General features: G+C 71.4%; 24 protein-coding genes. 18 read left to right on the top strand and 6 right to left on the bottom strand.

The genetic code is table 11. The features are described from left to right. Positions 1-51: 51 nt before the first annotated feature. On the top strand, positions 52-336 hold the full coding sequence (locus ACFY1H_RS12590) for a WXG100 family type VII secretion target (protein WP_364045256.1): 285 nt from the start codon (positions 52-54) through the stop codon (positions 334-336). 147 nt (positions 337-483) lie between these two features. Here ACFY1H_RS12590 and ACFY1H_RS12595 read toward each other — a convergent pair whose 3' ends face one another. Both ACFY1H_RS12595 and ACFY1H_RS12600 read right to left on the bottom strand, forming a co-directional pair. After that, complete coding sequence (locus ACFY1H_RS12595; RefSeq protein ID WP_386946394.1) at positions 484-1,266, bottom strand: DUF4333 domain-containing protein; 783 nt, start codon at positions 1,264-1,266, stop codon at positions 484-486. Between the two features lie 22 nt (positions 1,267-1,288). Beyond that, positions 1,289-2,179, bottom strand: coding sequence for a hypothetical protein (locus ACFY1H_RS12600; protein WP_386946396.1), 891 nt, complete (start codon positions 2,177-2,179; stop codon positions 1,289-1,291). Positions 2,180-2,446: 267 nt separating this feature from the next. Between ACFY1H_RS12600 and rplM the strand changes: the two genes are divergently transcribed. The 9 genes from rplM to ACFY1H_RS12645 all read left to right on the top strand — a co-directional run bounded on the left by rplM (position 2,447) and on the right by ACFY1H_RS12645 (position 11,110). After that, positions 2,447-2,899 carry a 50S ribosomal protein L13 gene (rplM, locus tag ACFY1H_RS12605; protein WP_220246114.1) on the top strand — a complete coding sequence of 151 codons (453 nt, stop codon included), beginning with the start codon at positions 2,447-2,449 and terminating at the stop codon, positions 2,897-2,899. Positions 2,900-2,913: 14 nt separating this feature from the next. Beyond that, a complete protein-coding gene (gene rpsI, locus ACFY1H_RS12610; protein WP_360597513.1) occupies positions 2,914-3,405 on the top strand; it encodes a 30S ribosomal protein S9 in 492 nt (163 codons plus the stop codon). A gap of 258 nt (positions 3,406-3,663) precedes the next feature. Continuing rightward, positions 3,664-5,001: a phosphoglucosamine mutase gene (gene glmM, locus ACFY1H_RS12615; RefSeq protein WP_366575756.1), complete on the top strand. Its 1,338-nt coding sequence runs from the start codon at positions 3,664-3,666 to the stop codon at positions 4,999-5,001. Between the two features lie 134 nt (positions 5,002-5,135). Beyond that, positions 5,136-5,447: a hypothetical protein gene (locus ACFY1H_RS12620; protein ID WP_285970637.1), complete on the top strand. Its 312-nt coding sequence runs from the start codon at positions 5,136-5,138 to the stop codon at positions 5,445-5,447. After that, positions 5,444-8,050, top strand: coding sequence for a hypothetical protein (locus tag ACFY1H_RS12625; RefSeq protein ID WP_386946399.1), 2,607 nt, complete (start codon positions 5,444-5,446; stop codon positions 8,048-8,050). Before ACFY1H_RS12620 ends, ACFY1H_RS12625 begins: the two co-directional genes overlap by 4 nt. Before the next feature lie 23 nt (positions 8,051-8,073). Beyond that, on the top strand, positions 8,074-8,532 hold the full coding sequence (locus tag ACFY1H_RS12630; protein WP_386946401.1) for a hypothetical protein: 459 nt from the start codon (positions 8,074-8,076) through the stop codon (positions 8,530-8,532). 103 nt (positions 8,533-8,635) lie between these two features. Next, positions 8,636-8,935, top strand: coding sequence for a hypothetical protein (locus ACFY1H_RS12635; RefSeq protein WP_366575748.1), 300 nt, complete (start codon positions 8,636-8,638; stop codon positions 8,933-8,935). Then, entirely contained in the window at positions 8,932-10,608 is a 1,677-nt protein-coding gene (locus ACFY1H_RS12640; protein ID WP_386946403.1) for a hypothetical protein, read from the top strand. Before ACFY1H_RS12635 ends, ACFY1H_RS12640 begins: the two co-directional genes overlap by 4 nt. Before the next feature lie 130 nt (positions 10,609-10,738). Next, the gene (locus ACFY1H_RS12645) at positions 10,739-11,110 is read left to right on the top strand and encodes a hypothetical protein (RefSeq protein WP_386946405.1); all 372 of its coding nucleotides are present in this window, start codon (positions 10,739-10,741) and stop codon (positions 11,108-11,110) included. Between the two features lie 575 nt (positions 11,111-11,685). Here ACFY1H_RS12645 and ACFY1H_RS12650 read toward each other — a convergent pair. Further along, positions 11,686-12,516, bottom strand: a complete 831-nt coding sequence (locus tag ACFY1H_RS12650; RefSeq protein WP_386946407.1) for a dienelactone hydrolase family protein — start codon at positions 12,514-12,516, stop codon at positions 11,686-11,688. Positions 12,517-12,571: 55 nt separating this feature from the next. Next, positions 12,572-13,156: a dihydrofolate reductase family protein gene (locus tag ACFY1H_RS12655; protein WP_366575742.1), complete on the bottom strand. Its 585-nt coding sequence runs from the start codon at positions 13,154-13,156 to the stop codon at positions 12,572-12,574. A 210-nt stretch (positions 13,157-13,366) separates the two neighbouring features. Between ACFY1H_RS12655 and glmS the strand changes: the two genes are divergently transcribed. The 8 genes from glmS to tsaE all read left to right on the top strand — a co-directional run bounded on the left by glmS (position 13,367) and on the right by tsaE (position 22,850). Then, positions 13,367-15,229 carry a glutamine--fructose-6-phosphate transaminase (isomerizing) gene (gene glmS / locus ACFY1H_RS12660; RefSeq protein ID WP_366575741.1) on the top strand — a complete coding sequence of 621 codons (1,863 nt, stop codon included), beginning with the start codon at positions 13,367-13,369 and terminating at the stop codon, positions 15,227-15,229. A 16-nt stretch (positions 15,230-15,245) separates the two neighbouring features. Next, on the top strand, positions 15,246-16,718 hold the full coding sequence (locus ACFY1H_RS12665) for an NAD(P)H-hydrate dehydratase (RefSeq protein ID WP_386946409.1): 1,473 nt from the start codon (positions 15,246-15,248) through the stop codon (positions 16,716-16,718). 70 nt (positions 16,719-16,788) lie between these two features. Beyond that, positions 16,789-17,607, top strand: coding sequence for a DeoR/GlpR family DNA-binding transcription regulator (locus tag ACFY1H_RS12670; RefSeq protein ID WP_386946411.1), 819 nt, complete (start codon positions 16,789-16,791; stop codon positions 17,605-17,607). Beyond that, positions 17,597-19,036, top strand: coding sequence for a xylulokinase (gene xylB / locus ACFY1H_RS12675; protein ID WP_386946413.1), 1,440 nt, complete (start codon positions 17,597-17,599; stop codon positions 19,034-19,036). Before ACFY1H_RS12670 ends, xylB begins: the two co-directional genes overlap by 11 nt. Positions 19,037-19,039: 3 nt before the next feature. Then, on the top strand, positions 19,040-20,143 hold the full coding sequence (locus ACFY1H_RS12680; RefSeq protein ID WP_386946415.1) for an ABC transporter ATP-binding protein: 1,104 nt from the start codon (positions 19,040-19,042) through the stop codon (positions 20,141-20,143). A 42-nt stretch (positions 20,144-20,185) separates the two neighbouring features. Beyond that, positions 20,186-21,304, top strand: coding sequence for an alanine racemase (alr, locus tag ACFY1H_RS12685; protein WP_386946417.1), 1,119 nt, complete (start codon positions 20,186-20,188; stop codon positions 21,302-21,304). Beyond that, positions 21,301-22,392, top strand: coding sequence for an alpha/beta fold hydrolase (locus tag ACFY1H_RS12690; RefSeq protein ID WP_386946418.1), 1,092 nt, complete (start codon positions 21,301-21,303; stop codon positions 22,390-22,392). The genes alr and ACFY1H_RS12690 overlap by 4 nt, the downstream gene beginning before the upstream one ends. Then, positions 22,389-22,850 carry a tRNA (adenosine(37)-N6)-threonylcarbamoyltransferase complex ATPase subunit type 1 TsaE gene (gene tsaE, locus ACFY1H_RS12695; RefSeq protein WP_386946420.1) on the top strand — a complete coding sequence of 154 codons (462 nt, stop codon included), beginning with the start codon at positions 22,389-22,391 and terminating at the stop codon, positions 22,848-22,850. The genes ACFY1H_RS12690 and tsaE overlap by 4 nt, the downstream gene beginning before the upstream one ends. Before the next feature lie 742 nt (positions 22,851-23,592). Here the strand turns inward: tsaE and ACFY1H_RS12700 are convergent. Together ACFY1H_RS12700 and ACFY1H_RS12705 are read right to left on the bottom strand one after the other, a co-directional pair. Beyond that, complete coding sequence (locus ACFY1H_RS12700; protein ID WP_366575727.1) at positions 23,593-24,909, bottom strand: carboxyl transferase domain-containing protein; 1,317 nt, start codon at positions 24,907-24,909, stop codon at positions 23,593-23,595. Further along, a complete protein-coding gene (locus ACFY1H_RS12705; RefSeq protein ID WP_366575971.1) occupies positions 24,906-26,327 on the bottom strand; it encodes an acyl-CoA synthetase in 1,422 nt (473 codons plus the stop codon). The genes ACFY1H_RS12700 and ACFY1H_RS12705 overlap by 4 nt, the downstream gene beginning before the upstream one ends. Between the last annotated feature and the right edge of the window lie 151 nt (positions 26,328-26,478).

The following is a 26,478-nucleotide window of genomic DNA, read 5'->3' on the forward strand; positions in this document are numbered from 1 at the left end:
GGCAACGTTCAGTTCATCCATTCCACACCCCGACTTTGACAGGAGTACGACATGGCACGCATCCTCGTTGACCCGGCCACGATCCACCGGGCGGCTGACGACTGCAACGCGACCACCAAGGACCTGAAGTCCTCGTTCGACCGGCTCAAGGAAGACCTGAGCAAGCTCACGAACACCTGGACCGGTGCGGCCAAGGACAACTACATGAAGGCCCAGGCCGACTGGGACAACAGCTTCAACGACCTGACCCAGCTGCTGGCGCAGATCGCCATCGCGCTGCCGGAGATCGCCGACGGTTACACCAAGACCGACAAGGACGTCGAGAACCTCTTCTGATTCTCGGGTTCTGACGAAACCACGGCGGGTTCCGCACTTCGGTGCGGGCCCGCCGTTTTGTTGTGGTGCGGTCGTTGTGGCGCAGTCGTGCCCGGGGCGAGGGGATTCGCCGCGTCCGTTGTGGACTGGCGCGGCGCGCCCCGGCGCTCAGTGCGGCGCGCCGACCTCGTACTCGGGCTTGTCGTTGAGCACCCGCACCGTGACCTTGCGCGGCTGCCCGCCGAGCTGCAGCGTGCAGTCGAAGGTGGTGCCGTTCTGAGTGGACTCACCCGAGGGACAGGCCACGTTCTTCACGTCGGGCTCGCCGTAGTTCTCCGCGAGCACCCGGGAAACGCCGTCCTGCAACGACTTCTGGTCGAGCGTGTCCCCTTGGAACGCGCCGAGCAGCCACGCGGCGCCGCCACCGATGACCACCACGGCCACGGCGGCGCCGGCGATCACCCACGGCCGTTTTGAGCGCGGGGCCTTCTTCACGGCTTCGGCGGAGAACGCGCCGAGCCCGCCGTACGTCGTCGGCTGGAACCCGCCGCCGAACGCCGCGCCCTGCTGCTGCGGCGGCACTCCCGGCACCTGCTGGGTCTGCGGGCCGGTGGCGTAGGGCTGTTGCTGCGGTCCGCTCGCCGGGTTCGCGTACGGATACTGCTGCGGGGCGACGCCGGGGTAGGGCTGCGCTGCGGTTCCGGGATTCGCGTACTGCTGCGGGTTGGCGTACTGCTGCCCGCCGGTGTTCGGGTACTGCGCCGGCGTGCCCTGCGACCACGGATTTTGCTGCGGCTGCGGGTTTTGCGGTTGCTGCCACGCACCCTGCTGCGCCCCGCCCGGCCACTGGCTCGGGTACTGGGCTTCCGGCCCGCCGGGACCGCCGGACGCGGGGGCCGCGGGTGGCTGCCACCACTGCTGCGGCTGCTGGGGCGGCTCAGGCTGGGTCATCGGAGGTCACCTCGGGTGCTCATCAGTTGCCCTGCAGCTGGGCGAGCCGGTTGTAGAAGTCCTGCTTCGCGGCGTCGTCCGGCAGTGCGGTGATCTGGCTCGCGTCCGGCAGCTTCGGCAGGTCCTGCGCGGTCGCCTTGCCGGTGAAGCGGAAGTCGTAGTTGAGCTCGATATTGTGCCCGTCCCCGGAGAACTTGGCGGCCATCACGAACTCGGCGAGCGAACCGTCCGGCTTGAGCTTGATCGTGGTGGGGATCACGGACTTGTTCAGCTGCGGCCCGACCTCTTTGAGCAGCGAGTCGGGCAGCAGTTCCACGCGCTTGTCGAGGAACTGCGAGAAGGGGACGTTCACCGTCAGTTCCGCCGAGCCGTCGGCCGAGCTCTTCGCGCCGCGCACGGCCTTCTTGTCGGCGTTGTACGAGTCGTCCACGGCGTTGGCCATCTTGCAGGCCGTGAGCACCCCGCCCCATGCGCACGGCTGGATCAGCCCGGCTTCCGGCTTCGGCATTGACACCCACGCTGTCGGCTCGAGCGACTTGTACGTGGGGCCGAGGTAGACGTACTCGAGCGGCCCGTCGGCGGGGGTGAACGTGTCGATGATCTCGTCGGGGTTCTTCTGCGACCGGTTGTGGACCACGCGGCTCTCGGGGCTGCCGGTGCGGGCCGAGGTGATCACGCTGTGGATCCACTTGTCGTCGAACTTGAAGTACGCGTCGGCGGAGTTGGTGACGTCGCGCGCGTCGAGGATGGAGTTCTCGAGCTTCGACATCGCCTTCTCGAACTTGGCGCCGACGTAGGCCGAGGCCTGGTCGCCGTTGGGCAGCGCGGTGCCGGCGCGGGCCTGCCCGCACGCGGTCGCGAGCACCAGCACGGCGCCCAGGGCGAGCGCCGCTCGGCTGGCCCGTTTCGTCATCGCTTTCCCCCGGGTGTTCGGCTGTCCGCGCGGATCGTCTCATCTTGGCTTGTCGCGCGTGCCCGCGTGGGTGGTTCGGCGAGGTCGCCCGGTATGCTGTGGGCGCGGTCCGAGGAGCGCGGTCGCCGGGACTTCCGGCTGCCGGGCACCCCCCGCTGTACGGGTCACGTGAACAGGGGCGTATCTTCATATGTCGTTGTGCGTTGCGGCGCGTCAGCGCTAGGCCCGCACAGAACCCACACGCAATGTTGACGACGAGGTAGACCCTTGCCCACGTACAGCCCCAAGCCCGGCGACGTCACTCGTGCCTGGCACGTGATCGACGCCGAGGATGTCGTGCTCGGCCGGCTCGCGACCGAGGTCGCCACGCTGCTGCGCGGCAAGCACAAGCCGACTTATGCCCCGCACGTGGACACCGGCGACTTCGTCGTCATCGTCAACGCCGAGAAGGTCGCGCTCACCGGTAACAAGCGCGACCAGAAGTTCGCGTACCGCCACAGTGGCTACCCCGGTGGTCTGCGCAAGCGTTCCTTCGGTGAGCTGCTCGACACCAAGCCCGAGCACCTTGTCGAAAAGGTCGTGAAGGGCATGCTGCCGAAGAACAAGCTCGGCCGCGCCATGGCCAAGAAGCTGAAGGTGTACGCCGGCCCGCAGCACCCGCACGCCGCGCAGCAGCCGCAGGCGCGCGAGATCACCAAGATCGCGCAGGTCGCGCAGTGAGTGAGGAACAGTCTGTGACCAGCACCGAGACCGAGGTCGTCGCCTCGACCGAGACCCCTGAGGGCGAGGCCGTCGCCACCAGCGAGACGCCCGCCGCCCCGCGTCCGTCGCGCGCCGCGGGTGGCAACGCCCAGACCGTCGGCCGTCGCAAGGAGGCCGTGGTCCGCGTCCGCGTCGTCCCCGGCACCGGTGAGTTCAAGCTCAACGGCCGCAGCCTCGCGGAGTACTTCCCGAACAAGGTGCACCAGCAGCTCATCCGTGAGCCGCTCGTCACGGTCGACAAGCCCGACTCGTTCGACATCTTCGCCAACCTCCACGGTGGCGGCATCTCGGGCCAGGCCGGCGCTCTGCGCCTCGCCATCGCCCGCGCCCTCGTCGAGGTCGACGCCGACGACCGCCCGGCCCTGAAGAAGGCCGGCTTCCTGACCCGTGACGCGCGCGCCACGGAGCGGAAGAAGTACGGCCTCAAGAAAGCCCGTAAGGCTCCGCAGTACAGCAAGCGCTGATTCGTGTGGGGGTTTCGTACCCCCGTGTCCCTGCACAGGGGCAACCTCGGGAGCGCCCATCCGTCCATCGGATGGGCGCTCTCGTGCTTTCCGAGTGCTGTACTGAACGTGTTCTCTGGGACCTCATGTGTCTCATCCGCCCCACAGTGATGCATTTCGCGCGCGGTCCGCGACATTCCAGGGGTGGGGGCAGGGCCCGGCCGGGTCGCAGCCGCCGCTAGGTTGTCGTGGTCGATTTGGACCTAGGAGGTCGTGGAGATGGCCCGACTGTTCGGTACCGACGGGGTACGAGGCCTGGCCAACGCCGAGCTGACCCCCGAGCTGGCGCTTTCGCTCGCGGCCAGCGCCGCGCGTGTGCTCGCCGCGCACGACCGTTCGCACCGCCCGGTGGCCGTCGTCGGCCGCGACCCGCGTGCCAGCGGCGAGATGCTGGAGGCCGCCGTGGTGGCGGGCCTCGCGTCCGCCGGCGCCGACGTGCTGCGCCTCGGCGTGCTGCCGACGCCCGCCGTCGCGTACCTCGTGGGTGCGCTGGAGGCCGATCTGGGCGTGATGATCTCGGCCTCGCACAACCCGATGCCGGACAACGGCATCAAGCTCTTCGCCGCGGGCGGGCACAAGCTCCCCGACAGCATCGAGGACGAGATCGAGGCCGGCCTCGGCGGTGCCGACGTCGTCCGCCCGACGGGCTCGGGCGTCGGCCGCGTGTCCGACGTCTCCGACGCGCTGGACCTGTACGTCGACCACCTGCTCTCCGCGACGCCGCACCGGCTCGAGGGCCTGAAGGTCGTGGTGGACTGCGCCAACGGCGCGTCCGCCGTCGCCGCCCCCGAGGCCTACCGCCGCGCCGGCGCCGAGGTCGTCGCCCTCCACGCGGAGCCCGACGGCATCAACATCAACGAGCACTGCGGTTCGAACCACCCCGACCTGCTCCGCGCCGCCGTCGTCGAGCACGGCGCCGACCTGGGCATCGCTCACGACGGCGACGCCGACCGCTGCGTCGCCGTGGACGCCTCGGGTGAGCTCATCGACGGCGACCAGATCATGGCCGTGCTGGCCCTCGCGCTCGCCGAGGACGGCGAGCTGGTGAAGGACACGCTCGTCGCCACCGTGATGAGCAACCTGGGCCTCCACCTCGCGATGAAGGCCCACGGCATCACGGTCGTCACCACGTCCGTCGGCGACCGCTACGTCCTCGAAGAGCTGCGCGCCTCCGGCCTCGCCCTCGGCGGCGAACAGTCGGGCCACGTGGTCCTCCCCGCCCACGCCACCACCGGCGACGGCCTCCTGACCGCCCTGCGCCTCATGTCCCGCATGGCCGCCACCGGCAAGAAGCTCGCCGAGCTGGCGTCCGTGATGAACCGCCTGCCCCAGGTCCTCGTCAACGTCCCCGTCGCGGACAAGGCGGCCGTCGCGGGCTCCTCCGAAGTCCGCGACGCCGTCGGCGAGGTCGAAGCCGAACTCGGCGAAGAGGGCCGCGTCCTCCTGCGCCCCTCGGGCACCGAACAGCTCGTCCGCGTCATGGTCGAGGCCCCGGCCCACTCCACGGCCCAAGCGGCGGCCGACCGACTGGCCGGCGTGGTGTCCGCGGTCTCCTGATCGTCCCGGATCGCCGAATCGCTGCGCCCGTCGTCACAGCCCGGGTACATTCCGTGTGCGAGTGCGATGGCACCGGGGGCGGGTTCCGTGCGTCCTAGAGTGCTGGAACACGGGTGCTCTAGGGAGGGCGAGCGATGGCGGGCGGCCACAAGGTCGATACTGAGGCGCTGACGAGGGCCGCGAAAGCCGTGAGCGAAATGCCGCGGAACACGCTGCAGCAACCCCTCGCGGCGGTCAAGGACGTGCAGATCGTGGCCGCCGACTTCGGCGAAGCCCACGGCATGAACTTCGACCCGTACCACTCGGGTGTCCTCCGGCTGGCCGGTATGGCCGACGCGTACCTCAAGGCATCCGACGCCTTTGCCCAGAAGCTCAACTCGGCGGGTGGGCACTACCAGGCCAACGAGGACGCTTCGGGTTCTGCGGTGAAGGCGGCGGGGAAGTGAGCGCCGACGTCGGGGACGACGTTCCGTCCCGCCAGGAAGTCGAGCAGATCCTGTACGACCACGACCTGGGCAAGACCCAGGCTGGATCGGATCTGGCGTGGAAGTACATCAAGTACCTCGAAGACCACGACCCGACGAAGTACGGGTTCAAGGACGAGCACGAGTTCGAGCAGTGGCGCGACCGGGTCAAGAACGACATGGCGCTCAGCGCCGATCCGCCCGAGGACGCTGACGACAACCACGACAACGACGACGTCTACAAAGCCTATTCGCAGGCGAACGGCATCCACCAGAAGAACCAGGCGGACGCCCGCGCGGCCGACAAGAAGGCCGCGGACGACGCCAAGGGCAAGCTCGACGCGCAGGCAGGCAAAGCCTCGGCGACGAACGCCGGGGCGAACACCTCCGACGAGATCCTCGACCTGGGCTTGCCGGGCATGAAGACGTTCGACATCTGGGCGCCCTTGTTCAACCGCGCCGTTGCCTTGGTCGGGACCTATCAGCCCGCCAACAAGGACGAGCTCTACAAGCTCTACGACGAACAGCGGAAGATCCCGTTCACCAAGTTCATGACGGGCGCCGACGAGTTCACGGCGTTGAGCGGGGCCGTCGTCAACGCGTCGACCGATGTCGAAGGCCAGCTGTCGACCAACCTCGCGGACTGGCACGGCAGTGCGGCCGACTCGGCGAACAACTTCCGGAAGAACTACACGGCCGACGCCAAGGTCGTGTCCGATTCCGCCACGCACGCGGCCGAAGCGATGAAGTCGGCGTGCGGTTCCGTCGGCAAGGCGTGCCGGGACAAGGCGAACTGGGTGATCAAGTACCGGGTCGACTCGCTCGGCCAGGTGACCGCCCCGGATCTCGACCGCATCATCCGGATCGCCGAGCTGCGCAGCAACGCCAGCCAGGACGACTTCAAGCACTGCGCGAAGTTCCTGGACCCCGAATCGCAGCAGATGATCGACGACGACTCGTGCAATCTCAACGACGACACGATCAACCACATCGTCGACCAGTGCAACATCTACCTGAAGGAAAACTTCGGCAAGTTCTTCGACGGGTACATCCGCGATTTCAAGACGATGTGCACCAACACGCACACCGCGGTCGACGGTGCTTGGCGCGCGCTCACCGACTTCTTCGCGCAGCTGCCGCAAGATCCGTTCTCGAACGTCGACCAGGCCGCACCGCCGGACCCGGGCACCACCAAGCCGTCCAGCAGCAGTGGCGGCGGTGGCGGCGGAAGCAACGGCGGTGGCGGGATGCCGTCGGCCGGTGGCGGCGGTGGGACACCGGCGATCCCGAAGGTCGACCTGCCGAAGACCCCGGACGCGACCGACCCGGCCCTCAACCCGGTCACGCACCAGCCGCTCGAGACCGACCCGGCCACGGGCAAGCCGTATCCGATCGACCCGCGCACCGGCGAGGCGATCAAGACGGCCGAGCCCGAGACGATGACGGTCGAGCAGGGCGATCACAAGATCGCGATGACCGAGCCGGACTCCGACGGCCGCATGGGCATCACCGTCGACGACGGAACCGGGCACCCGAAGCAGTACAACCTCGACTTCGACGATCCGAAGGACGGTGCTGCCGTCGTTCCGGGTCAGCCGGGTCAACTTGGTCAGCCGGGTCAGCTAGGCCAGCCGGGTCAGCCTGTCCACTCGGGACAGCCCGTCCAGCCGGGTCTGCCCACTCCGCCTGGCCAAACCACTCCCGGCTTCGGTCCCCAGGGGCACGACGCGGCCCAGGCCACCGATCCGTCCGGCAAGACCTACGAACCCGGTCCGGACGGCAAGATCCACATCGAGGACGGCAGGCTCAAGATCACCGCGGAGCAGCCGTCGGGGCCGGACGGGCCGACCGTGGTGACCGTCGACGACGGCAGCGGCGAGCCCGTCAAGTACACCCTCGGCGACGACGACAAGCCGGACGCGCTCACGGGCACCGCTCCGACAGGCACCGACCCGACGGGCACCACGGCGCAGCACGGGCTGCCGGACGTGCCGGGCGTCTCCCACTCGGGCGATCTGGGCGGCCCGCAGGACGGGCCGGGCCACTCGGCCGGAGCCGGCGGCGGGCTCGGCGGCCAGGACTCGCCGGCGCACTCGAACGGGCAGGATTCCGTCCCGGTCCACGCGGCGGATGCCGGCCCCCAGCACGCCGCGGACGTACCTCAGCAGGCCGGCTTCACCCCGGACGCGGCGAGCCACACCGGGCAGGACGGGCCGGTGGCGGTCGACGACTCCACCACCGCCCAGTCGCTCACCAACCCGCTCGACAGCCACAGCGGTTTCGAGGCGCATGCCGACGAGTCGCTCGGGACGAGCCCGGACGCGAGCGCACCCCTGGGCGGTGGCGCGACCGACCCGTCGACGTCCCCGCTCGGCGCCGCTCCGACCATGGGCGACCACCAGGGCCAGCAGTCCTCCCCGATGGGGATGATGGGCGGCGGCATGATGGGCGGCTCGGGCGGCGGCGGGCAGGACCAGGAGCGGTCCTCGAGCGCGTACCGGGTCGACCGCGGACTGTTCGAATCGACGAAGTCGGGCAACCGCATCAGCGGTTCGCTCGACGATGACCCGGTGATGGGCCGCTAGCCGGAGTCGGGAAGGGGAGTCCGATGAGTTCGCAGGACGCACTGGCCGCGATGCGTGCCAAGCTCGCGACGCTGGAGGCCGAGAGCAGTGCCCGGTCGGCCTTGCTCGACCGCAACCGGGCCGAGGCGGTGGCGGAGAGCAAGGAGAAGCTCGAGAAGCAGGGCAAGATCCAGGGCGAGGTGTTCGTCCGGCTGCAGGAGCGCAACCGTCGCGCGAAGACGGCCGGCGGCTGGGTGACGGAGAAGACCGTCGGGAACCGGGCCGACGAAGACAACGACTACGGGTTCGAGGAAGACGAGGCCGAGAACGAGCGCCGCGCCGGGTTCCGCACCGCCGACGACCCCGAGGTCCGCTACGGCAGGCGGCCCGCGGCTCCGATACCTGCGGAACAGCCGGCCGAGCCGGCCGGGCGGCATCGGCGACCCGCGCACGCCGTCGACGACGACGCCGACTTCGCGGACACGAACTGGCTCGCGAACTGAGCTTTTTGTCGACTCCAGCCTCCTGAATCGCTAGATTCCCGGTGGCACCGGGCGCCGTCGGCGTGCGTCGGAGGGTGCGGGGCGGCGGAGTGAGGGGGTGGCCATGCCGGAGGGCAGCCACCGGGCGGACGCGGCGGCGATGCGCGCCGCGAAGGGCGCACTCGAGGCTGCGGCCGGAAGGGTCCCCGGGGTGGCGTCGCAGGTCGCCGAGGCCGACTTCGGGCGTGGGCACGGCGGGGCGTTTGCCGCGTACCGCAACGGGTTCGCCGCGCTGAGTGACGCCGTCCAGGCTTACGGCGGGGCGCTCGCGTCGTTCGGCAGCAGCCTCGACGTGGCGGCCGAGCGGTACGCGTCCATCGAGGACGAGCACGTCGACACCGCACGGAACACGGCAGCGCGATGACCGACGCGCTGCGCGGCCCCGAGCCCGGCGGCGTCGGGGTGGCGACGTCCGACGAGGTGCTCGCGCTCGCCGCGCCGGCGCTGGATTTCTTCGCGCAGTGGGCCCCGGTCTGGAACACCTTCGCGGCCACGAAGATCGACGTCGAGCGCGACATCCGCCTGCGGTTCGGGGACAGCACCGGCCTCGACTTCCGCAAGTTCCTCGCCGACGCCGCCACGCTGTCCCACACCCGCGACACCCTCGCCTCCACCCACACCGCCGCCACCACCGCCACCACCGCCCTCTTCCGCGACTGGCAAAGCCCCGCCGCGACGGCCGCGCAGAGCGCGTACCACCGCCTCGCGCCGGATGACTTACTCGACCACCTCTCCGGCGCCGCCCAGCTCATCCCCGAGACGATGACCCACGTCTTCACCGCCCTGAAGACCAAAGTGGACGAAGCACTGCACCTCCGCACCGACTCCATCGCGGGCGCCCCTTTGCCTGTGGCGCAACGGATCGCCGCGCTCGCCCAAGGCGGCACCGTCTCGAAGGCCGAGCTGCTCGACCTCGCCCATTGGCTCGACTCCACCAGCCCCGGTAACGACCTCCACAACCGCCTGCACGACTGCGACCCCGCCGACAGCGACTACGCCATCCGCGCCGCGCGCCAATGGCTGAACGGTCCTTTCGCGACCGAGTTCACCAGCCGCTACGCTGCGTTCCAGGCCCTCTGCACCACGGCCACCTCCACCATCGACGGCCACTTCCGTGCCCTGGTGGGATTCCTGGCTGTTCCGGGTTCGTCTACAGTGGATTCACCGGTGGACTCGCCCACTCCGACTCTGAACGCTCCAGCGAATTCACCAACTCGCGCTCTGGGCTCGCTCGTGGACTCACCAACTCGCGCTCCGGGCGTTCCCGTGGACTCGCCGACTCATGCTCCGGGCGCGCCGGTGGACTCGCCGACTCCCGCTCTGGGTATCGCTGTCGGCTCACCGACTCCCGCTCCTGGCCCCGAGGACTCACCGGCTCATGCTCTGGGCGCGGCGGACTCGCCGACTCCCGCTCTTGGCCTACCGGCCGGCTCCGCTGGTCCAGTCCTTGGCGTCCCCGCGGACTCGCCTGGTCCCGCCCTTGGTCTGCCCGCGGACTCGCCTGGTCCCGCGCTTGGTCTGCCCGCTGACTCACCAGCTCATGCTCTGGGCACGCAGGCGGACTCGTCCGTTCCCGCAGTCGGCGTCCCTGCGGACTCGCCCGGCTCCGTCCTTGGCGTCTCCGTGGACTCGCCGACTCCCGCTCTCGGCCTCCCTGTCGTTCCGGCCGGCTTCGACCCGTCGTCCGGCTCGACCTCGGGCGACCTGGACCTCCCGGACGACAGCACCACGGCCTCGGCCTCGCTGGCCGACCTCGGCGCTCACATCGTCGACCCACCCCAAGACCAGCAGCCCTCCGCGGAACTCGGCACGGCCCCGGGCGGCGACGTCACCTTCGACCCCCTCGGCCCCACCCCCGACTCCCTCCCCGACGGCATGAACGGCTTCGGCGCCCTGTCCCTCCCCGGCCTCAACGGCCTCGGCACCGCCCCCGGCGACCAAACCCGCCCCGCCGCTCGGCTCGGCACGGACGTCTTCGACACCCGCGGCTCGGCCGGCCGCATCAGCGGCTCCCTCGACGACGGGCCCGGGCGTTGACCGCCACTGACCCGCCCGCCTCACGCAGCTTGACCGCCGCCGCTCAGCCCGCCGGATGTCGGCGCCCGAACACCGTGGCGCAACGACGCGCGACCGCCGCTACCCAGCTCACGGGACGGCGACCCCAACCGTGACCACCGCCGACCGCCTCGCCGCTGCCCGTGCTGCGCAGGACGCCGCCGCCCGCGAACACCAGGAGCAACGCGCCCTCCGCGACCGCCACGTCACCTCGGCCACGGCCGACGCCACCGAATCCCTCCACCGCGACGCCGCCACCCACGGCCGCTACCTCACCCGCGCCCAGGACCTCCAGCGCCGCCACCGCGAAGCCGGCGGCTGGCTCACCGAAAAGACCATGACCGACCGCACGCACACCATCGACCTCACCCCACCCGCCGACCCACCACCGGACGAGCCCACCCCACCAACCCCGGGCCACCCCACCCGTCCCGGCCGCTTCGACGACCACGACTTCGCCAACAACACCTGGATGGTCGACTGACCCACCCCGGTTGCCGCACGAAGGTGTGAAGGGGCCCTTCATGCCCCTCAGCGCCACGTGAGGTGACCGCCGCCGATGCCAGGGCGCGAAGGGTCCCCCGACGCCTCCCGCCGCTGCCCACCGAAGCCAGCCGATGACGCGAGACCGGCTGCCTGAGGGCGGCACGATGGGTCCGTTCGCACGATCGCCGGCCCACGAGCGGTCCCATCGCGATCGCCGCGGCCCACGAGCGGTCCCATCGCGATCGCCGCGGCTCGCGAGTGGTCCCGTCGAGCGCCTTGCGGCCGGCGAACCGACCCGCGCGCGACTCCCCGTTGGTGAACGGTCTCGACGCGACCAGGGAGCGGCAACGCAGCCTGACTCGCGGACATCAGCCGAGTAGCACAACAAGCGAGTCCCAACCGCGCAGACCGCCATTCGCGCCGGGAGTAACTGCGGAGGAGACGGGTCCGTTCGCACATCGGCGTGGCGACGAGAAGTCCCCTCGCGCGCAGCCAACGTCGGCAACGCCAGATCCCCAGCCCACCAACCGAAGCGATGAAGGTCCCCTTCACCCAACCCCGGTCACCGACCGGTCAGGCAGCAGGCTCTTCCGTCAGCTCGATCGGCGCGCGCTTCACGTCCGCGTCCAGGAGGGGCAAGTAACGCTCCGTGCCCGTCAGGTGCGTCAGGAAGAACGCCGTGAACAAGGCCCGCGTCAGCTGCTGCGTGCGGCGGTTCGGTTTGCCCTGGAGAAGCAGCTGGCTCCAGTGCCGTCCCTCCGTCACGCCGAGGTGGGAGGACTTCCCCAAGGTGCGCAGCTGAACCGGCCCGGCCCAAGCCGCAGCGATGGCTTCCGCGTGGGCGACGGCGGGTGCGACCAGGTCCTCCTCCGCCGCGAGGTGCAGGCCGGGGGCGGTGATGAGCTGGGCGGCGGCCGAGGCGGAGGGCAGGGTCTGGGCGGCGGTGATCGTCGCGACGGCGCGGACGTGGGGGCGCACGGAGTCGTCGGCCGCGGCGGCCTGGGCGGCGGCGAGGACGGCGGAGCCGCCGCCGGTGGAGTGGCCGGCGAGGCCGAGTTTGGCGGGGTCGACGCTGATGCCGTCGGGGCCGAGGCGGACTGTGGTGACCACGTCGAGCGTCGTCAGCAGGTCGCTGGCCAGCAGGCGGTACGACGGCAGCGGCCCACCCTGCGTCGCGGGCGCGGCGGCGACCACGCCCCAGCTCGCGAGGTGGTGCAGCAGGTGCCGGTAGCGCGACGCGGGCTGCAGCCACCCGTGCCCGAACGCGATGGCCGGCAGCCCCAGCCCTTGGCGGGGCGTGAACACGACCCCCGGCAGCCCGACCAGGGCCAGGTTGCCGCGCAGGACCTCGTGGGGCCCCGGGTGTGACAGCTCCGCGAGCAGGTGCTTGGGCTTGCTGGCCATGCGCGTGACCTTACTGCCCGCGCCCGGCCCCGGCCCGCCCGCCGCTCCGGGCCGGTCATGCCCGCTCGTAGTACGCGATGAGCACGCCCTTCGTGGTCGCGATGCTTCGCGTGAGCCGGAACTCGGTCAGCGGTGCCGGGCCGTCGAACAGCCGCGCGCCGACGCCGAGGGTGAGCGGGTGGATCACCAGCGTGTAGCGGTCGACCAGCCCGGCCGCGTGCAGGCTCCGCACGAGCGCCGCGCTGCCGACGATCGCCAGGTCGTTCCCCGGCTCGGCCTTCAATTCGGCGACGTTCTTCGTCGCGTCGCCGGGCAGGAGGATCGAGTTCTGCCACGCGTCGGCGCTCGCGAGGGTGGTCGAGGCCACGTACTTGGTGGCGGCGTCGAGGTGCGCGGTGAACGGGTTGCCGTCGTCGCGCCCCGCCCACGCGCCGATGAAGTCCTCCCACGTCCGGCGCCCGAACAGCATGTCGCCGGGCCGACTCATCCCCTTCGCCATCTCGCGGCCGAGGACCTCGTCCTGGTACCTCGTGCCCCAGCCCCCGTGGGGAAACCCGCCGCGCCTGTCCTCGTCGGGCCGCCCGAGGCCCTGCACGACCCCGTCGAGGGTGATGTTCATGGTGACGCTGAGGGAACGCATGTTTTCTCCTCTCGGTTCACCCTCTACACGAGCGGGCACACCCCGATTCGACACAGTGCCGAAAAGCCCCAGAACCCCACCGATCAGGGGCCCGCCACCGCCAGCCCACTCCGCACCGTCACCACTCGATCTCCGCTGGTCAGGTGGGTTGAAAAGCCTCGGGAAGGTACCGGAGTAGGGGACTGGACATCCCTCGTTAGGCTTGTTCGCGTGTGTGGAATCGTGGGATATGTCGGACACCGGCCGGCGCTGGATGTGGTCCTCGGTGGCCTGCGGCGGATGGAGTACCGCGGCTACGACTCGGCCGGGGTGGCGGTGCTCGACGGCGCCGGCGCGCTGAAGGTCGAGCGCAAGGCAGGTCGGCTCGCCAACCTGGAGGCGCAGCTCGACGTCGTGGGCAGGGATGGCTTCACCGGCACCGCCGGCATGGGCCACACCCGCTGGGCGACGCACGGCGCGCCTGTGGACAGGAACTCGCACCCGCACCAGGACGCCACCAAGAAGGTGGCCGTGGTGCACAACGGCATCATCGAGAACTTCGCCGCCCTGCGCGCAGAGCTCGAGGCCGACGGTGTCGAGATGGCGAGCGACACCGACACCGAGACCGCCGCGCACCTGGTGGCCCGGGCGTACAACAGCGGTGACACCAAACACGACTTCGCCGCCAGCGTCGCGGCCGTGTGCCGGCGGCTGGAGGGCGCGTTCACGCTGGTCGTGACGCACGCCGACCAGCCGGACACCATCGTGGCCGCCCGCCGTTCCTCGCCGCTGGTGGTCGGGGTCGGGGAGGGCGAGCACTTCGTCGCGTCCGACGTCGCCGCGTTCATCGAGCACACGCGCGAGGCCGTGGAGCTGGGGCAGGACCAGCTGGTGATCATCACCCGCGACGGCTACGAGGTCACCGACTTCCACGGCGACGCCGCGCAGGCCAAGCCGTTCACCGTCGACTGGGACCTGTCCGCCGCCGAGAAGGGCGGCCACGAGTACTTCATGCTCAAGGAGATCGACGAGCAGCCCGAAGCCCTGGCCAACACGCTGCGCGGCCACTTCGAGGCCGGCCGGATCATCCTCGACGAGCAGCGCATCTCCGACCAGGACCTGCGGGACGTCGACAAGGTCTTCGTCGTCGCCTGCGGTTCCGCGTACCACTCGGGCCTGGTCGCCAAGTACGCCATCGAGCACTGGACGCGCCTGCCCGTCGAGGTCGAGCTCGCCAGTGAGTTCCGCTACCGCGACCCGGTGCTCGACCGCGACACGCTCGTCGTCGCCGTGTCCCAGTCCGGCGAGACGGCCGACACACTCGAAGCCGTGCGGCACGCCCGCGAACAGAAGGCCCGTGTGCTCGCCGTCTGCAACACCAACGGCGCGCAGATCCCCCGTGAGTCCGACGCCGTGCTGTACACGCACGCCGGCCCCGAGATCGGCGTCGCGTCGACGAAGGCGTTCCTCGCGCAGATCGCCGCCAACTACCTCGTGGGCCTGGCGCTCGCGCAGGCGCGCGGCACGAAGTACCCCGACGAGGTCGCCCGCGAGTTCGCCGAGCTGGAGGCCATGCCGGCCGCCGTGCAGAAGGTGCTGTCCACTGTGGACCAGGTCCGCGACCTCGGCCGCCGGATCTCCGACTCCAAGGCGGTGCTGTTCCTCGGCCGCCACGTCGGGTTCCCGGTCGCCCTCGAAGGCGCGCTGAAGCTCAAGGAGCTCGCCTACATGCACGCCGAGGGCTTCGCCGCCGGCGAGCTCAAGCACGGCCCGATCGCGCTGGTCGAGGAAGGCCTGCCGATCGTCGTCGTCATGCCCTCGCCCAAGGGCCGCGCGGTGCTGCACTCCAAACTGGTCTCCAACATCAGCGAGATCCAGGCCCGCGGCGCCCGCACCATCGTGATCGCCGAAGAGGGCGACGAGGCGGTGCGGCCGTTCGCCGACGAGCTGATCGAGATCCCCGCCGTGCCGACGCTGCTGCAGCCGCTGGTCTCCACCGTGCCGCTTCAGGTGCTGGCCGCGGAGATCGCCCGCGCCCGCGGGTACGACGTCGACAAGCCGCGTAACCTGGCGAAGTCGGTCACTGTCGAATAGCAGAAAGGCCCCCGCCGTGCAGGGAATCTGGACCACGGAACGGATTCGCGACGCGGAGGGCAAGCTGTTCGCCGTCACGCCCGACGGCGAGCTGATGCGCCGGGCGTCGTTCGGCCTGGCCACGCACCTCGCGGGGTTCCTGGCCGAACGCACCGGCGGCGTCGCCGGCCGACGAGTCGTGCTGCTCGTCGGCTCCGGCGACAACGGCGGCGACGCCCTGTGGGCCGGCGCGTTCCTGCGTCGCCGCAGCGTGGCCGTCACGGCGGTGCTGCTGAAGCCGGAGAAGGCGCACGCGAAGGGACTGGCGGCCCTACGGAAAGCCGGCGGCCGCGTAGTGTCCATTGAGGACAGTCCACGGTGGATCAAAAAGGCCGACGTGGTGGTCGACGGCATCGTCGGCATCTCCGGCAAAGGCCCACTGCGCCCGGATGCGGCACGACTGATCGAGAACATCGACGCCCCCATCGTCGCCGTGGACCTCCCGAGCGGCGTCGACCCCGACACCGGCGCCGTCGACGGCCCGCACGTCACCGCCGCGCTCACCGTCACCTTCGGCGCCCCCAAACCCGTCCACGCGCTCGCGCCCCGGCAGTGCGGCGACGTCGTGCTCGTCGACATCGGCCTGCGCCCCGAGCTCGGCGAACCCGACCTGCGCCGCCTGGAGCTCACCGACCTCGCCGACCTCTGGCCCATCCCCGGCGCGGGCGACGACAAGTACAGCCAGGGCGTCGTCGGCATCGCCGCCGGCTCGGCGACATACCCCGGCGCGGCCGTGCTCGCCTCGGGCTCCGCCGTGCACGCCACCGCCGGCATGGTCCGCTACGCCGGCCCCGCGGCCGACGTGGTCCGCGGGCGCTGGCCAGAGATCGTCGCGACGGGCTCGGTCACCGACGCCGGCCGCGTGCAGGCCTGGGTCGTCGGCCCGGGTATCGGCACCGGCTCCGAAGGCCGCGAAGTGCTGCGCCACATCCTCGGCCAGGGCGTGCCCGTCTGCGCCGACGCGGACGCCACCACGATCATCGCCCAGCACCCCGAGGTTCTGGACGCCCGCGACCCCGACACCCCGCTCGTGCTCACACCCCACGCCGGCGAGTACGAACGCCTCATGGGCGCGCGCCCCGTCGCCGACCGCGTGCAGGCCGCCCGCGACGCCGCGAGGAAGTACAACGCCGTCGTCCTCCTCAAGGGCCACTGCACCGTGATCGCCGCGCCGGACGGCCGCGTCGCCGTCAACACCCCGCGCGGCTCCTGGCTCGCGACGGCCGGCTCCGGCGACGTCCTCACCGGCCTCATCGGGTCGCTGCTCGCCGCCGGCCTCGACCCGTGGCTGGCCGCCGCCGCGGGCGCGCAGGTGCACTCGCTCGCCGGGGCGCTGGCCGCGGACGGCGTGCCGACCTCCGCGTCCGGCCTGGTCGACGCGATCCCGGGGGCGCTCAAGCTCGTCCGGGGCACCAGCGACGTAGAAGTTATCGAGTTACCCGTTAACTAACGCGATAAAATCTGGTAAGAACGAGGTGTGAGCACTGGTGCCCCCGATCAGGTGACCCTCAACCGGGTCGATGGTGAGGTGCGCCGTGCCTAGGACTCGCCCGTCGGACGCGGCCGTGGAGCAGCGGCGGCAGGACATCCTCGACCACGTCATCGAGCTCGGCGAGGCGCGCATCGACGACCTCACCGCCCGCTTCGGCGTGAGCCTCATGACGATGCACCGCGACCTCGACGACCTGGCCGACCGCCGCCTCCTGCGCAAGCTGCGCGGCAAGGTCGAGGCCTACCCGGCGCTGACGATGGAGACCGCCAGCCGCTTCACGCTGCACTCCGCCGAGAAAGAAGCCCTCGCCGAGGCCGCGATCAAGCACGTCGAACCCGGCCAGACGGTGTTCGTCGACGACTCCACCACGCTGTTCCCCCTGGTCGAGCGCTTGGCCGACCTCGACGGCCTCACCGTGATCACCAACTCCCTGCGCGCCGCCAAGCTGCTGGGCGACGGCGTGACCGTCGTCGTCGCCGGTGGCCGCTACCACCCGGAATACGACTCCTGCTCCGGCCCCGACGTGCTGGCGCTGCTGGAACGCACGCGCGCCGACATCGCGTTCGTGTCCGTGAGCGCCGTCGCCGTCGGCCGGCTCTTCCACCCCGTGCAGGACTACGCCGAGCTCAAGAAGGCCGTGCTGCGCGCCGCGAACCGCAATGTGCTCGTGCTCGACCACTCGAAGTTCGGCCGCACCGCGACCTTCGCGCACGGCGACGTCGGCGACTACGACCTCCTGATCACCAGCGAGATCACCCCGACCGAGGAGATCGAGGCCGCGCTCAACGCCGGCACGGCCGTGGAGACCGTCGAGCACGTCGAGGAGGGGCAGCCCTATGACAGCTGAGCTGGTGGCCGGGATCGACTCGTCGACCCAGTCGACGAAGGTCGTGGTCTGCGACGCCCGCACGGGCGCCGTCGTGCGCACCGGCCGCGCGCCGCACCCCGACGGGACCGAGGTGGACCCCGCGGCCTGGTGGCAGGCGTTCGGCGAGGCCACCGACGGGCTGCTCGACGGCGTGAAAGCCCTCGGCATCGGCGGCCAGCAGCACGGCATGGTCACGGTCGACGAGGACGGCGAGGTGCTTCGCCCCGCTTTGCTCTGGAACGACACGCGCTCCGCGCAGGCCGCCCAGGACCTCACCGAGGAACTGGGCGGCGCCGGTGTCTGGGCCAAGTCCGTGGGCTCGGTGCCGGTCGCGAGCTTCACCGTCACCAAGCTGCGCTGGCTCGCCGAGCACGAGCCCGCCAACGCCGACCGCGTCGCTCGTGTCCTGCTGCCGCACGACTGGCTCACCTGGCGCCTGCTCGGCAAGCCCGAGCAGGCCGTGACCGACCGCGGCGACGCGTCCGGCACCGGCTACTTCTCGCCGACGGAGAACGCCTACCGCGTCGACGTCCTGGCCCACGCGTTCGGCGGCCGCACGCCCGAGCTGCCGACCGTGCTCGGCCCCGCCGATGTCGCCGGACATACGTCAGACGGCCTGCTCGTCTCCGCCGGAACCGGCGACAACATGGCCGCCGCGCTGGCGCTGGAGCTCGCGCCCGGCGACGCCGTGATCTCCCTCGGCACCAGCGGCACCGTCTTCGGCGTGACCGAGACCGGTTCGGCCGACGCGAGCGGCCTGGTCGCCGGGTTTGCCGACGCCACCGGCCGCTTCCTGCCGCTCACCGCCGCCCTCAACGCCGCCCGCGTGCTCACCGCGGGCGCGACGATGCTCGGCGTCGACCTCGCCGAGTTCGACCGCCTCGCGCTCGCCGCGGAAGCGGGCGCCGGCGGGCTCACGCTGCTGCCGTACCTCGACGGCGAACGCACCCCCAACCTGCCCGACGCCACGGGCTCGCTCCACGGCCTGACCAGGGCGAACATGACGCCCGAGAACCTGGCCCGCGCCACCGTCGAGGGCATGCTGTGCGGCTTGGCCGCAGGCCTCGACGCGGTGCGCGCGCAGGGCATGGACGTCCGCCGCGTGCTGCTCATCGGTGGCGGCGCGCAGTCGGCGGCCGTGCGGGCCGTGGCGCCGATCGTGCTGGGCGTGCCCGTGGTGATCCCCGAGACGGGCGAGTACGTCGCCCTCGGTGCCGCCCGCCAGGCCGCCTGGGCGCTGGCGGGCACCGCCGAACCACCCGCGTGGGTGGCCGAAGGACCTGGAAACCGGCTCGTGCTGGACGAGCCGGCCGAGGCGCAACGCGCCGCGGGCAAGGAAATCCAGCGACGCCACCTCGAAGTGCGGGAAGCCGCGCACGGGGTTCCCGCGAAATTCGGAGAGGACTGACCGATGGCCACCATCACCTACGACAAGGCGACCCGGCGCTACCCCGGCACCGAGCGGCCCGCCGTCGACGCACTCGAGCTGGAGATCTCCGACGGCGAGTTCCTCGTGCTGGTCGGCCCGTCGGGTTCGGGCAAGTCGACCGCGCTGCGCATGCTCGCGGGCCTGGAGGATGTCGACGAGGGTTCGATCTGGATCGGCGACCGCGACGTGACGCAGCTGCCGCCGCGTTCGCGCGACATCGCGATGGTGTTCCAGAACTACGCGCTGTACCCGCACATGACCGTCGCGCAGAACATGGGCTTCGCGCTGAAGATCGCGGGCCGCCCGGCGTCGGAGATCAAGCAGAAGGTGCTCGAGGCCGCGAAGCTGCTGGACATCGAGCAGTACCTCGACCGCAAGCCGAAGGCGCTCTCCGGTGGTCAGCGCCAGCGTGTCGCCATGGGCCGCGCGATCGTGCGTGAGCCGCAGGTGTTCCTCATGGACGAGCCGCTGTCCAACCTGGACGCGAAGCTGCGTGTCTCCACGCGTACGCAGATCGCCGCGCTGCAGCGCCGGCTCGGCGTCACCACCGTGTACGTGACGCACGACCAGGTCGAGGCCATGACGATGGGCGACCGCGTGGCCGTGCTGTCCGACGGTCTGCTGCAGCAGTGCGACACCCCGCGCGCGCTGTACGACCACCCGGCCAACGTGTTCGTCGCCGGCTTCATCGGCTCGCCCGCCATGAACCTCGTCTCGGCGAAGCTCACGGCCGACGGCGCCGAGATCGGTGGCGCGAGCGTGCCGCTGGCGGCGTCGATCCGCTCGGCCGCCGACGGTGACACCGTGACCCTGGGCTTCCGCCCCGAGTCGCTCGAAGCCACCACCGACACCAACGGCACGCTGCCCATCAAGGTGGACCTGGTCGAGGAGCTGGGCTCCGACGCGTTCGTCTACGGCAAGCTCGCCGGCGGCGCGGGTGACCTGGCCGCCGAGGGCGCGTCGAAGAACGTCGTCGTGCGCGTGGACCCGCGCCAGACGCCGTCGATGGGCGACACCCTGCACCTGCGGATCCGTCCCGACGAGCTGCACGTGTTCTCCGGCACCACCGGGCTGCGCCTGCCCTGACGCACTGCCCTGTCGGACCCGCATGGGAAACTGGCGGTCGCTATGACTGCCAGTTTCCCGCGCGCGGAGGTCGTGATCGACCTCGACGCCGTGCGCCACAACGTCGCCCTGCTGGCCGGCCGTGCCGCCGGCTCGGCCGTGATGGCCGTGGTCAAGGCCGACGCGTACGGCCACGGCGCGGTCCCCGTCGCGCGGGCCGCGGTGGAGGCGGGCGTCACCTGGCTGGGCACGTGCTCGCTGGGTGAGGCGCTGGACCTGCGGAACGCCGGGCTGTCGGTGCGGCTGTTCAGCTGGCTCGACGTGCCGGAGGTCGACTTCGGGCCCGGCATTCTCGCGGACATCGACCTGGGTGTGAGCTCGGTCGACGAGCTTGAGCGCATCGCTTCGGCCGCGAAGCAGGTGGGTCGTCGCGCGCGCGTGCACCTGAAGATCGACACGGGCTTGTCGCGCAACGGTTGTCAGCCCGCCGACTGGCCCGCGCTGGTCGCCGCGGCCGCTGCTTCGTCCGACGTGGACGTGGTCGCCGTCTGGTCGCACCTCGCGTGCGCCGACGAGCCGGGCCACCCGTCGATCGACATCCAGGCCAAGCGCTTCGCCGATGCCTATGACGTCGCGCGTGCTGCCGGGCTCGACCCGCTGCGGCACCTGGCCAACTCCGCGGCCGTCCTGACGCGGCCGGACCTGCACTTCGACCTCGTGCGGCCCGGCATCGCGATGTACGGGCTGAACCCCGTGCCGCAGCACGAAGACCTGCGCCCGGCGATGACGTTCCGCGCGGCCGTGGCGCTCACGAAACGCCTGCCCGCAGGCGAGTCCGTCTCCTATGGACACACGTGGACGGCCTCGCGGGACACCACCGTGGCCCTCGTACCGGCCGGATACGCCGACGGGGTGCCGCGGTCGTTGTCGGGCCGCATGGACGTGTGGCTGGGCGGGCGACGGCGGGAAGTCGTCGGGCGCGTGTGCATGGACCAGCTCGTGGTCGACTGCGGTGACGACGCCCCGGCGGTCGGCGAAGAGGTGGTGCTGTTCGCGTCCGGTGCGAGCGGTGAGCCGACCGCGCGCGAGTGGGCCGACAAGCTGGGCACGATCGACTACGAGATCGTCACGTCGATGTACCGTCCGCGCGTGCAGCGGCGGTACCTGGGGGAGAGGCCGTGAGCCCTTCGGCTCGGTTGTGGGCGATCGTCGGCGGTCTCGGCGCGGTGGCCACGGGTACGGCCGCCGCGGCCCTCGTCGCGGCGCAGCAACGCAGGCAGAGTGAGGACCAGTACGTGGACGAGCAGCTGGGCGAGCTGAAGCCCGACCGCACGTCGACGGTCGCGGCCGAGGACGGCACGCCGCTTTCGGTGGAGGAGATCGACCCCGAGGACGGCGGCGAGCCCGAGGTGACGCTGGTCGGCGTGCACGGGTTTGCGTTGTCACGCAAGTCCTGGCACTTCCAGCGCCGCGCCATCGCGTCGCTGCGGCTGCCGCGCGTGCGGCAGGTGTACTACGACCACCGCAGCCACGGCCTTTCCGGCGCGGCGACGGCCGACACCAGCACCATCGAACAGCTCGCGCACGACCTCGACAGCGTGCTGCGCGCGATGGTGCCCGAGGGCCCGATCGTCCTCATGGGACATTCCTTGGGCGGCATGGTGATCATGGAGCTGGCGGCGGAGAACCCTTCGCTGTTCGAGGATCGCGTGTGCGGGGTCGCGTTCATCGCGACGGCCGCGGGCGAGGTGGGCGCGCGCGGGCTGCCGCGTTCGCTGCTGTCGAAGTACAACCCGTTGACGCGCGGCGTCGGCAACCTCGCGGGCTGGCAGCCGGGCCTGGTGGAGTTCGTGCGCGCGGCCGGCGGGCAGCTGGAACGGCAAGCCGTGCGGCGCCTGGCGTTCGGCAGCCGCGACGTCTCGCCGCGGCTGGTGGACTTCATGATCGCGATGCTCGCCGTGACGCCCGTGCGCGGCCTGGTGAACTTCGTCGACACGCTCGGCAGCCACAACCGCTACGCCGCCCTGGCGGGCCTCAAGCACACCCAGGTCCTCGTGATCGGCGGCGACTCCGACCGGTTCACGCCGTTCTCGCACGCCGAGCGCATCGCGGCCGAACTGCCCGAGGCCGAGCTCGTCCGCGTGCGTGGCGCGGGCCACATGGTGCAGCTCGAACAGCCCGACCTCGTCACGGGCCGGCTCATCGATCTTCTGCAGCGCTGTTCCGGAAGCGCCGCACCCAACCGGCGGAACTGGTGGTGGACACGGTGACGTTCCTTCTCGCGACCCCCGACGACACAATGGCCTTCGGCCGCTCCCTGGGCGCATCCCTGCGCGCGGGCGACCTGGTCCTCCTGGCGGGCCCGCTGGGCGCCGGCAAGACCACGCTCACGCGCGGCATCGCCGACGGCCTCGGCGTCGGCGGGCGCGTCAGCTCCCCGACGTTCGTGCTGGCGCGCGTCCACGCCGCGGGCGCTGCCGGCGTGCCCCTCATCCACGTCGACGCCTACCGCCTGGGCGGCGACCTCGCCCAGCTCGACGACCTGGACCTCGACACGGACCTGGAACGCTCCGCCGTCGTGGTGGAGTGGGGCGAGGGCTCGGCGGAACGGCTGTCTTCGGACTACCTGGTCGTGCGATTGTCCCGCCGGGACGACGACGTGCGCGAGATCTCGCTCGAACCGCACGGCTCTTGGGCGTCCCGAATGTCGGCCCTGCCGACGGCCTAGGCTCCGGCCCCCGCACGACGCCCTTCGCCCATCCCATCGCGGCGGGCCTGCATCCGGCTGCCTTTCCCATGGCAAGCTGCCGACCTCTATGGCAACCCGCGGTCCCTTGCCGCAAACCTCAGTGACGTTCGGCAAGCTCCGCCGTCGCATGGCAACTTGCCGCCGCCTCTGGCAGGCCTGCCGCGCGACTGGCGACTCAGACCCGGCAAGCTGCCCGCCCCTATGGCAATCGCACGCTCCCCGGGGCAAGCCTCGTTGATACTTGGCAAGGCGCGCCATTGACTGGCTGCTTGCCGGGGCGTGTGGCAAGTCGGCTGGGCGCGGCGGCTCTCCGGCAGGCTGCGCGCTTCTGTGGCGTTCGCGGGCTGGGCGCGGCAAGCCGTGTTGAGGGTTGGCAAGGTGCGTCGCTGAGTGGCTGCTTGCCGGGGCGTGTGGCAAGTCGGCTGGGCGCGGCAGCTGTCCGGCACGCCGCCATTTCTGTGGCGTTCGCGGGCTCCGGGCGGCAAGCCGTGTTGACGGTTGGCAAGGTGCGTCGTTGACTGGCCGCGTGCCGGGGCGTGTGGCAAGTCGGGTGCTCGGTTGGCGGCTCCGGCTGGCAAGCTGCCGACCTTTGCGGCATCCACGAGCCATGTGTGGCAAGTCTCGGTGGTGTTTGGCAAGCGCTGCCGTCGGGTGGCAGCTTGCCGGTGTGAGTGGCAAGCGCATCGTGGCCGGCAACTCGGTGGGTGGCCGGCCGCACCGTTCAGGCCTTGACGATCCCCCGCGCCAAGCCGAGTTCGACGAGGTCCTGGGGTCGCAGCCGGAGCTGGTCGGCCGTGGCGGGGATCTCCGTCATGGGGCGTTTCAAGATCGCGGCCGCGGCCTCCGGTGAGGTGACCGAGAAGTACGCGTCCGGAGCGATCCAGGTGTTGTCCGGGGCCGCGAAGGCCAGGGCGCCGCCGGAGCCGCCCTCGCCGATGACCAGGGTGGTGACCGGCACCGTCGCGGTGGCGATGGCCTCGAACAGCGAGGCGATGGCCGGCCCGGCGCCGCCCTCTTCGGCGGAGGCGTCGTTGGCGGCGCCGGGGGTGTCGACGAGCGTCAGGACCGGGATGCCGAGCCGCGAGGCCAGGTGGACGAGACGCGCGGCGGTGCGGAAGCCCGCCGGACGCGTCGCGGTGCCGCACTGGGCGGCGAAAGCGAGCGCGCGCCCGTCGCGCCAGCCGAAGCCGCACAGGACGCCGTCGTCGACGGCGCCGGTGCGGTCGCCGCGCAGGAGCTCGTGCCAGTCGAAGTAGGCGTCCAGGTACGAGGCCGCGCGGGGCCGCCGAGAGGAGCGGGCGGCGCGGACGGCGTCCCAGCCGGTCGAGGGCACCGGCACGTCACGCAGAGCCGCCGGGGGAGGGGCCGGCGACGAAGACCGCGAAGTCACCAGCCGCAGCCAACGCTCCAGAACCGACCCGAGCGAAGACGGCGAAACCAGCTGGTCGACCTGCCCCCACTCGTACTTCGCCTCGACCGTGTAAGCCTCCGAAGGCGACGTCGCCGGCCGCACGCGCGAGCCCGCGAAACCCACCTGCGCCAGCGGCAAGCCGAGCACCACGTCGGCGCTCGCGCCCAGCGTCGCCCAGCCGCCGCCGGTCGTGGGGTCGCGCAGCACGGAGATCTGCGCGACGCCGTCCGCCCGCGCCGCCGCCGAAGCGCGCGCGATCCGCTGCAGCTGGGACAACGCGCGCATGCCGTGCTGCATGCGACTGCCGCCCGTCGCGATCAACGCCACCACGGGCAGTTTCCGCGACCGCGCCAGGGAAAACGCGGCCTCCACCCGATCACCGGTGCGTCGGCCGATCGACCCGCCGAGGAACCCGAACTCCCACACCACCAGCACCGCGGGCGTCGCACCCACCAGCGCCTCACCGACGATCACCGACTCCGTCTCGCCCGTCCGTGCCGCGGCCGCCGCGTAGGCGTCGCGGTAGCCGGGCCAGCCGAGTGGATCGTCGACACTACCGTCCACATCAGACAGTTCAGTGAACCCGGTCGACACCTGCGCGATGACCTCGCGGGCCGAGGGCCTCACCCCAGCGCTCGCTTCAGGATCTTGCCCATGTCGTTGCGCGGCAACGCATCCAGGAACCGCACGACCCGCGGCCGCTTGTGCGGGGCCAGCAATTTCGAGACGTGATCCGCCAGCTCGGCAGCCGAAGGCGGCGAGCCCGAAGGCACGACCCACGCCACGATCCGCTCGCCGAGATCGTCGTCCGGCTCTCCCGTCACGGCCGCCTCGGCGACGCCCGGGTGCTCCAGCAGCGCGTTCTCGATTTCCCCGGCGCCGATCTTGTACCCGCCGCTCTTGATGAGGTCGGTGGCCTTGCGCCCGACGATCTTCACGTACCCGTCGGCGTCGCGCGTCGCCATGTCGCCGGTGCGGAACCAGCCGTCCGCAAGCGCGGCAGCCGTCGCGTCCGGCCGGTTGAGGTACTCGGTGAACAGGTTCGGGCCGCGCACCTGGATCTCGCCGACGGTCTCCAGTTCAGTGATCTCGACGCCCGCCTCGTCGACCAGCCGCAGCTCGACACCCGCCAGCGGCACGCCGACCGTGCCCGGCTTGCGCTCGCCGTCGGCGCGGACGCTGGTGTTCATCAGCGTCTCGGTCATCCCGTAGCGCTCCACGACCTGCTGCCCGGTCGCCGCCGTGATGCGCTGGTGGTCGTGCACGGGCAGCGCCGCCGACCCGGACACCAGCAGCCGGGCCCCGCGCAATGCCGCGGCCAGCGCGGAGTCCGAAGCCACCGTCTCCGCGATCCGGTGGTACATCGTCGGGACGCCGAACATCATCGTCGCGCCGCTGGTCAGTTCCTTCGCGACGCCCTCGGTCGAGAACCGCCCGAGGTGCCGCACCGAGCCACCCCGGCGCAGTGGGCCGAGGATCCCGAGGATCAGCCCGTGCACGTGGAACAGCGGCAGCCCGTGCACCAGCACGTCGTCGCCGGTCCACTCCCACGCGTCCTCCAGCGCGTCCAGCGTCGACGAGACCGCGCGGCGGGGGAGCACCACGCCCTTCGGCGGGCCGGTGGTGCCGGAGGTGTAGACGATGAACGCGGGCGCCTCGGCGTCCGGCTCGGCAGCCGGCACGGCCCCCGACCCGGTGAGCGGGATGTCCCGGCGTTCGAGCTCCGCGAGCCCGTCGGGAAGCGTGACGCCGGCCTCCGCCAGCACCAGTGCCGGCGTGCTGTCGGCCAGGATGTGAGCGAGCTCGCGTTCCCCGATCTTCGGGTTCAGCGGCACCACGGGCACCCCCGCGAGCAGCGCGGCGACCACGGCGACGCTGGTGTGCAGCGTCGGCGTCGCCCACACCGCGACCCGGCCGGCGGGCAGCTCGCTCGCCAGGGAACCGGCGACCGCGCCCAGCTCGGCGTAGGTGAGCGCCTGGTCACCGAACCGCAACGCCTCCCGGGGAGAACCGTCGGTGATCGCGGGGAACAGCGGATCGGGCACGGTGAGGACCTCCTGCGGCGCGGCGTCGGCGGGCGTCTCACCGGCACCGTACCGCGCCGTGACCTCGGCCACCTGCGACGCGATTCACACGGTTGCGGGGTTGCCCCTTCGGCCCGCCAGCCTGTCACTCTCGGACTGGACGTAAGCTGGG

This window comes from Amycolatopsis sp. NPDC001319 (genome assembly GCF_042896185.1).
GTDB lineage: Bacteria > Actinomycetota > Actinomycetes > Mycobacteriales > Pseudonocardiaceae > Amycolatopsis.

Coding starts and splice junctions, on each gene's coding strand:
- ACFY1H_RS12590 (WP_364045256.1), top strand. CDS start 52: ATGGCACGCATCCTCGTTGACCCGGCCACGATCCACCGGGCGGCTGAC.
- ACFY1H_RS12595 (WP_386946394.1), bottom strand. CDS start 1,266: ATGACCCAGCCTGAGCCGCCCCAGCAGCCGCAGCAGTGGTGGCAGCCA.
- ACFY1H_RS12600 (WP_386946396.1), bottom strand. CDS start 2,179: ATGACGAAACGGGCCAGCCGAGCGGCGCTCGCCCTGGGCGCCGTGCTG.
- glmM (WP_366575756.1), top strand. CDS start 3,664: ATGGCCCGACTGTTCGGTACCGACGGGGTACGAGGCCTGGCCAACGCC.
- ACFY1H_RS12620 (WP_285970637.1), top strand. CDS start 5,136: ATGGCGGGCGGCCACAAGGTCGATACTGAGGCGCTGACGAGGGCCGCG.
- ACFY1H_RS12630 (WP_386946401.1), top strand. CDS start 8,074: ATGAGTTCGCAGGACGCACTGGCCGCGATGCGTGCCAAGCTCGCGACG.
- ACFY1H_RS12635 (WP_366575748.1), top strand. CDS start 8,636: ATGCCGGAGGGCAGCCACCGGGCGGACGCGGCGGCGATGCGCGCCGCG.
- ACFY1H_RS12640 (WP_386946403.1), top strand. CDS start 8,932: ATGACCGACGCGCTGCGCGGCCCCGAGCCCGGCGGCGTCGGGGTGGCG.
- ACFY1H_RS12650 (WP_386946407.1), bottom strand. CDS start 12,516: ATGGCCAGCAAGCCCAAGCACCTGCTCGCGGAGCTGTCACACCCGGGG.
- ACFY1H_RS12655 (WP_366575742.1), bottom strand. CDS start 13,156: ATGCGTTCCCTCAGCGTCACCATGAACATCACCCTCGACGGGGTCGTG.
- ACFY1H_RS12670 (WP_386946411.1), top strand. CDS start 16,789: ATGGTGAGGTGCGCCGTGCCTAGGACTCGCCCGTCGGACGCGGCCGTG.
- xylB (WP_386946413.1), top strand. CDS start 17,597: ATGACAGCTGAGCTGGTGGCCGGGATCGACTCGTCGACCCAGTCGACG.
- ACFY1H_RS12680 (WP_386946415.1), top strand. CDS start 19,040: ATGGCCACCATCACCTACGACAAGGCGACCCGGCGCTACCCCGGCACC.
- alr (WP_386946417.1), top strand. CDS start 20,186: ATGACTGCCAGTTTCCCGCGCGCGGAGGTCGTGATCGACCTCGACGCC.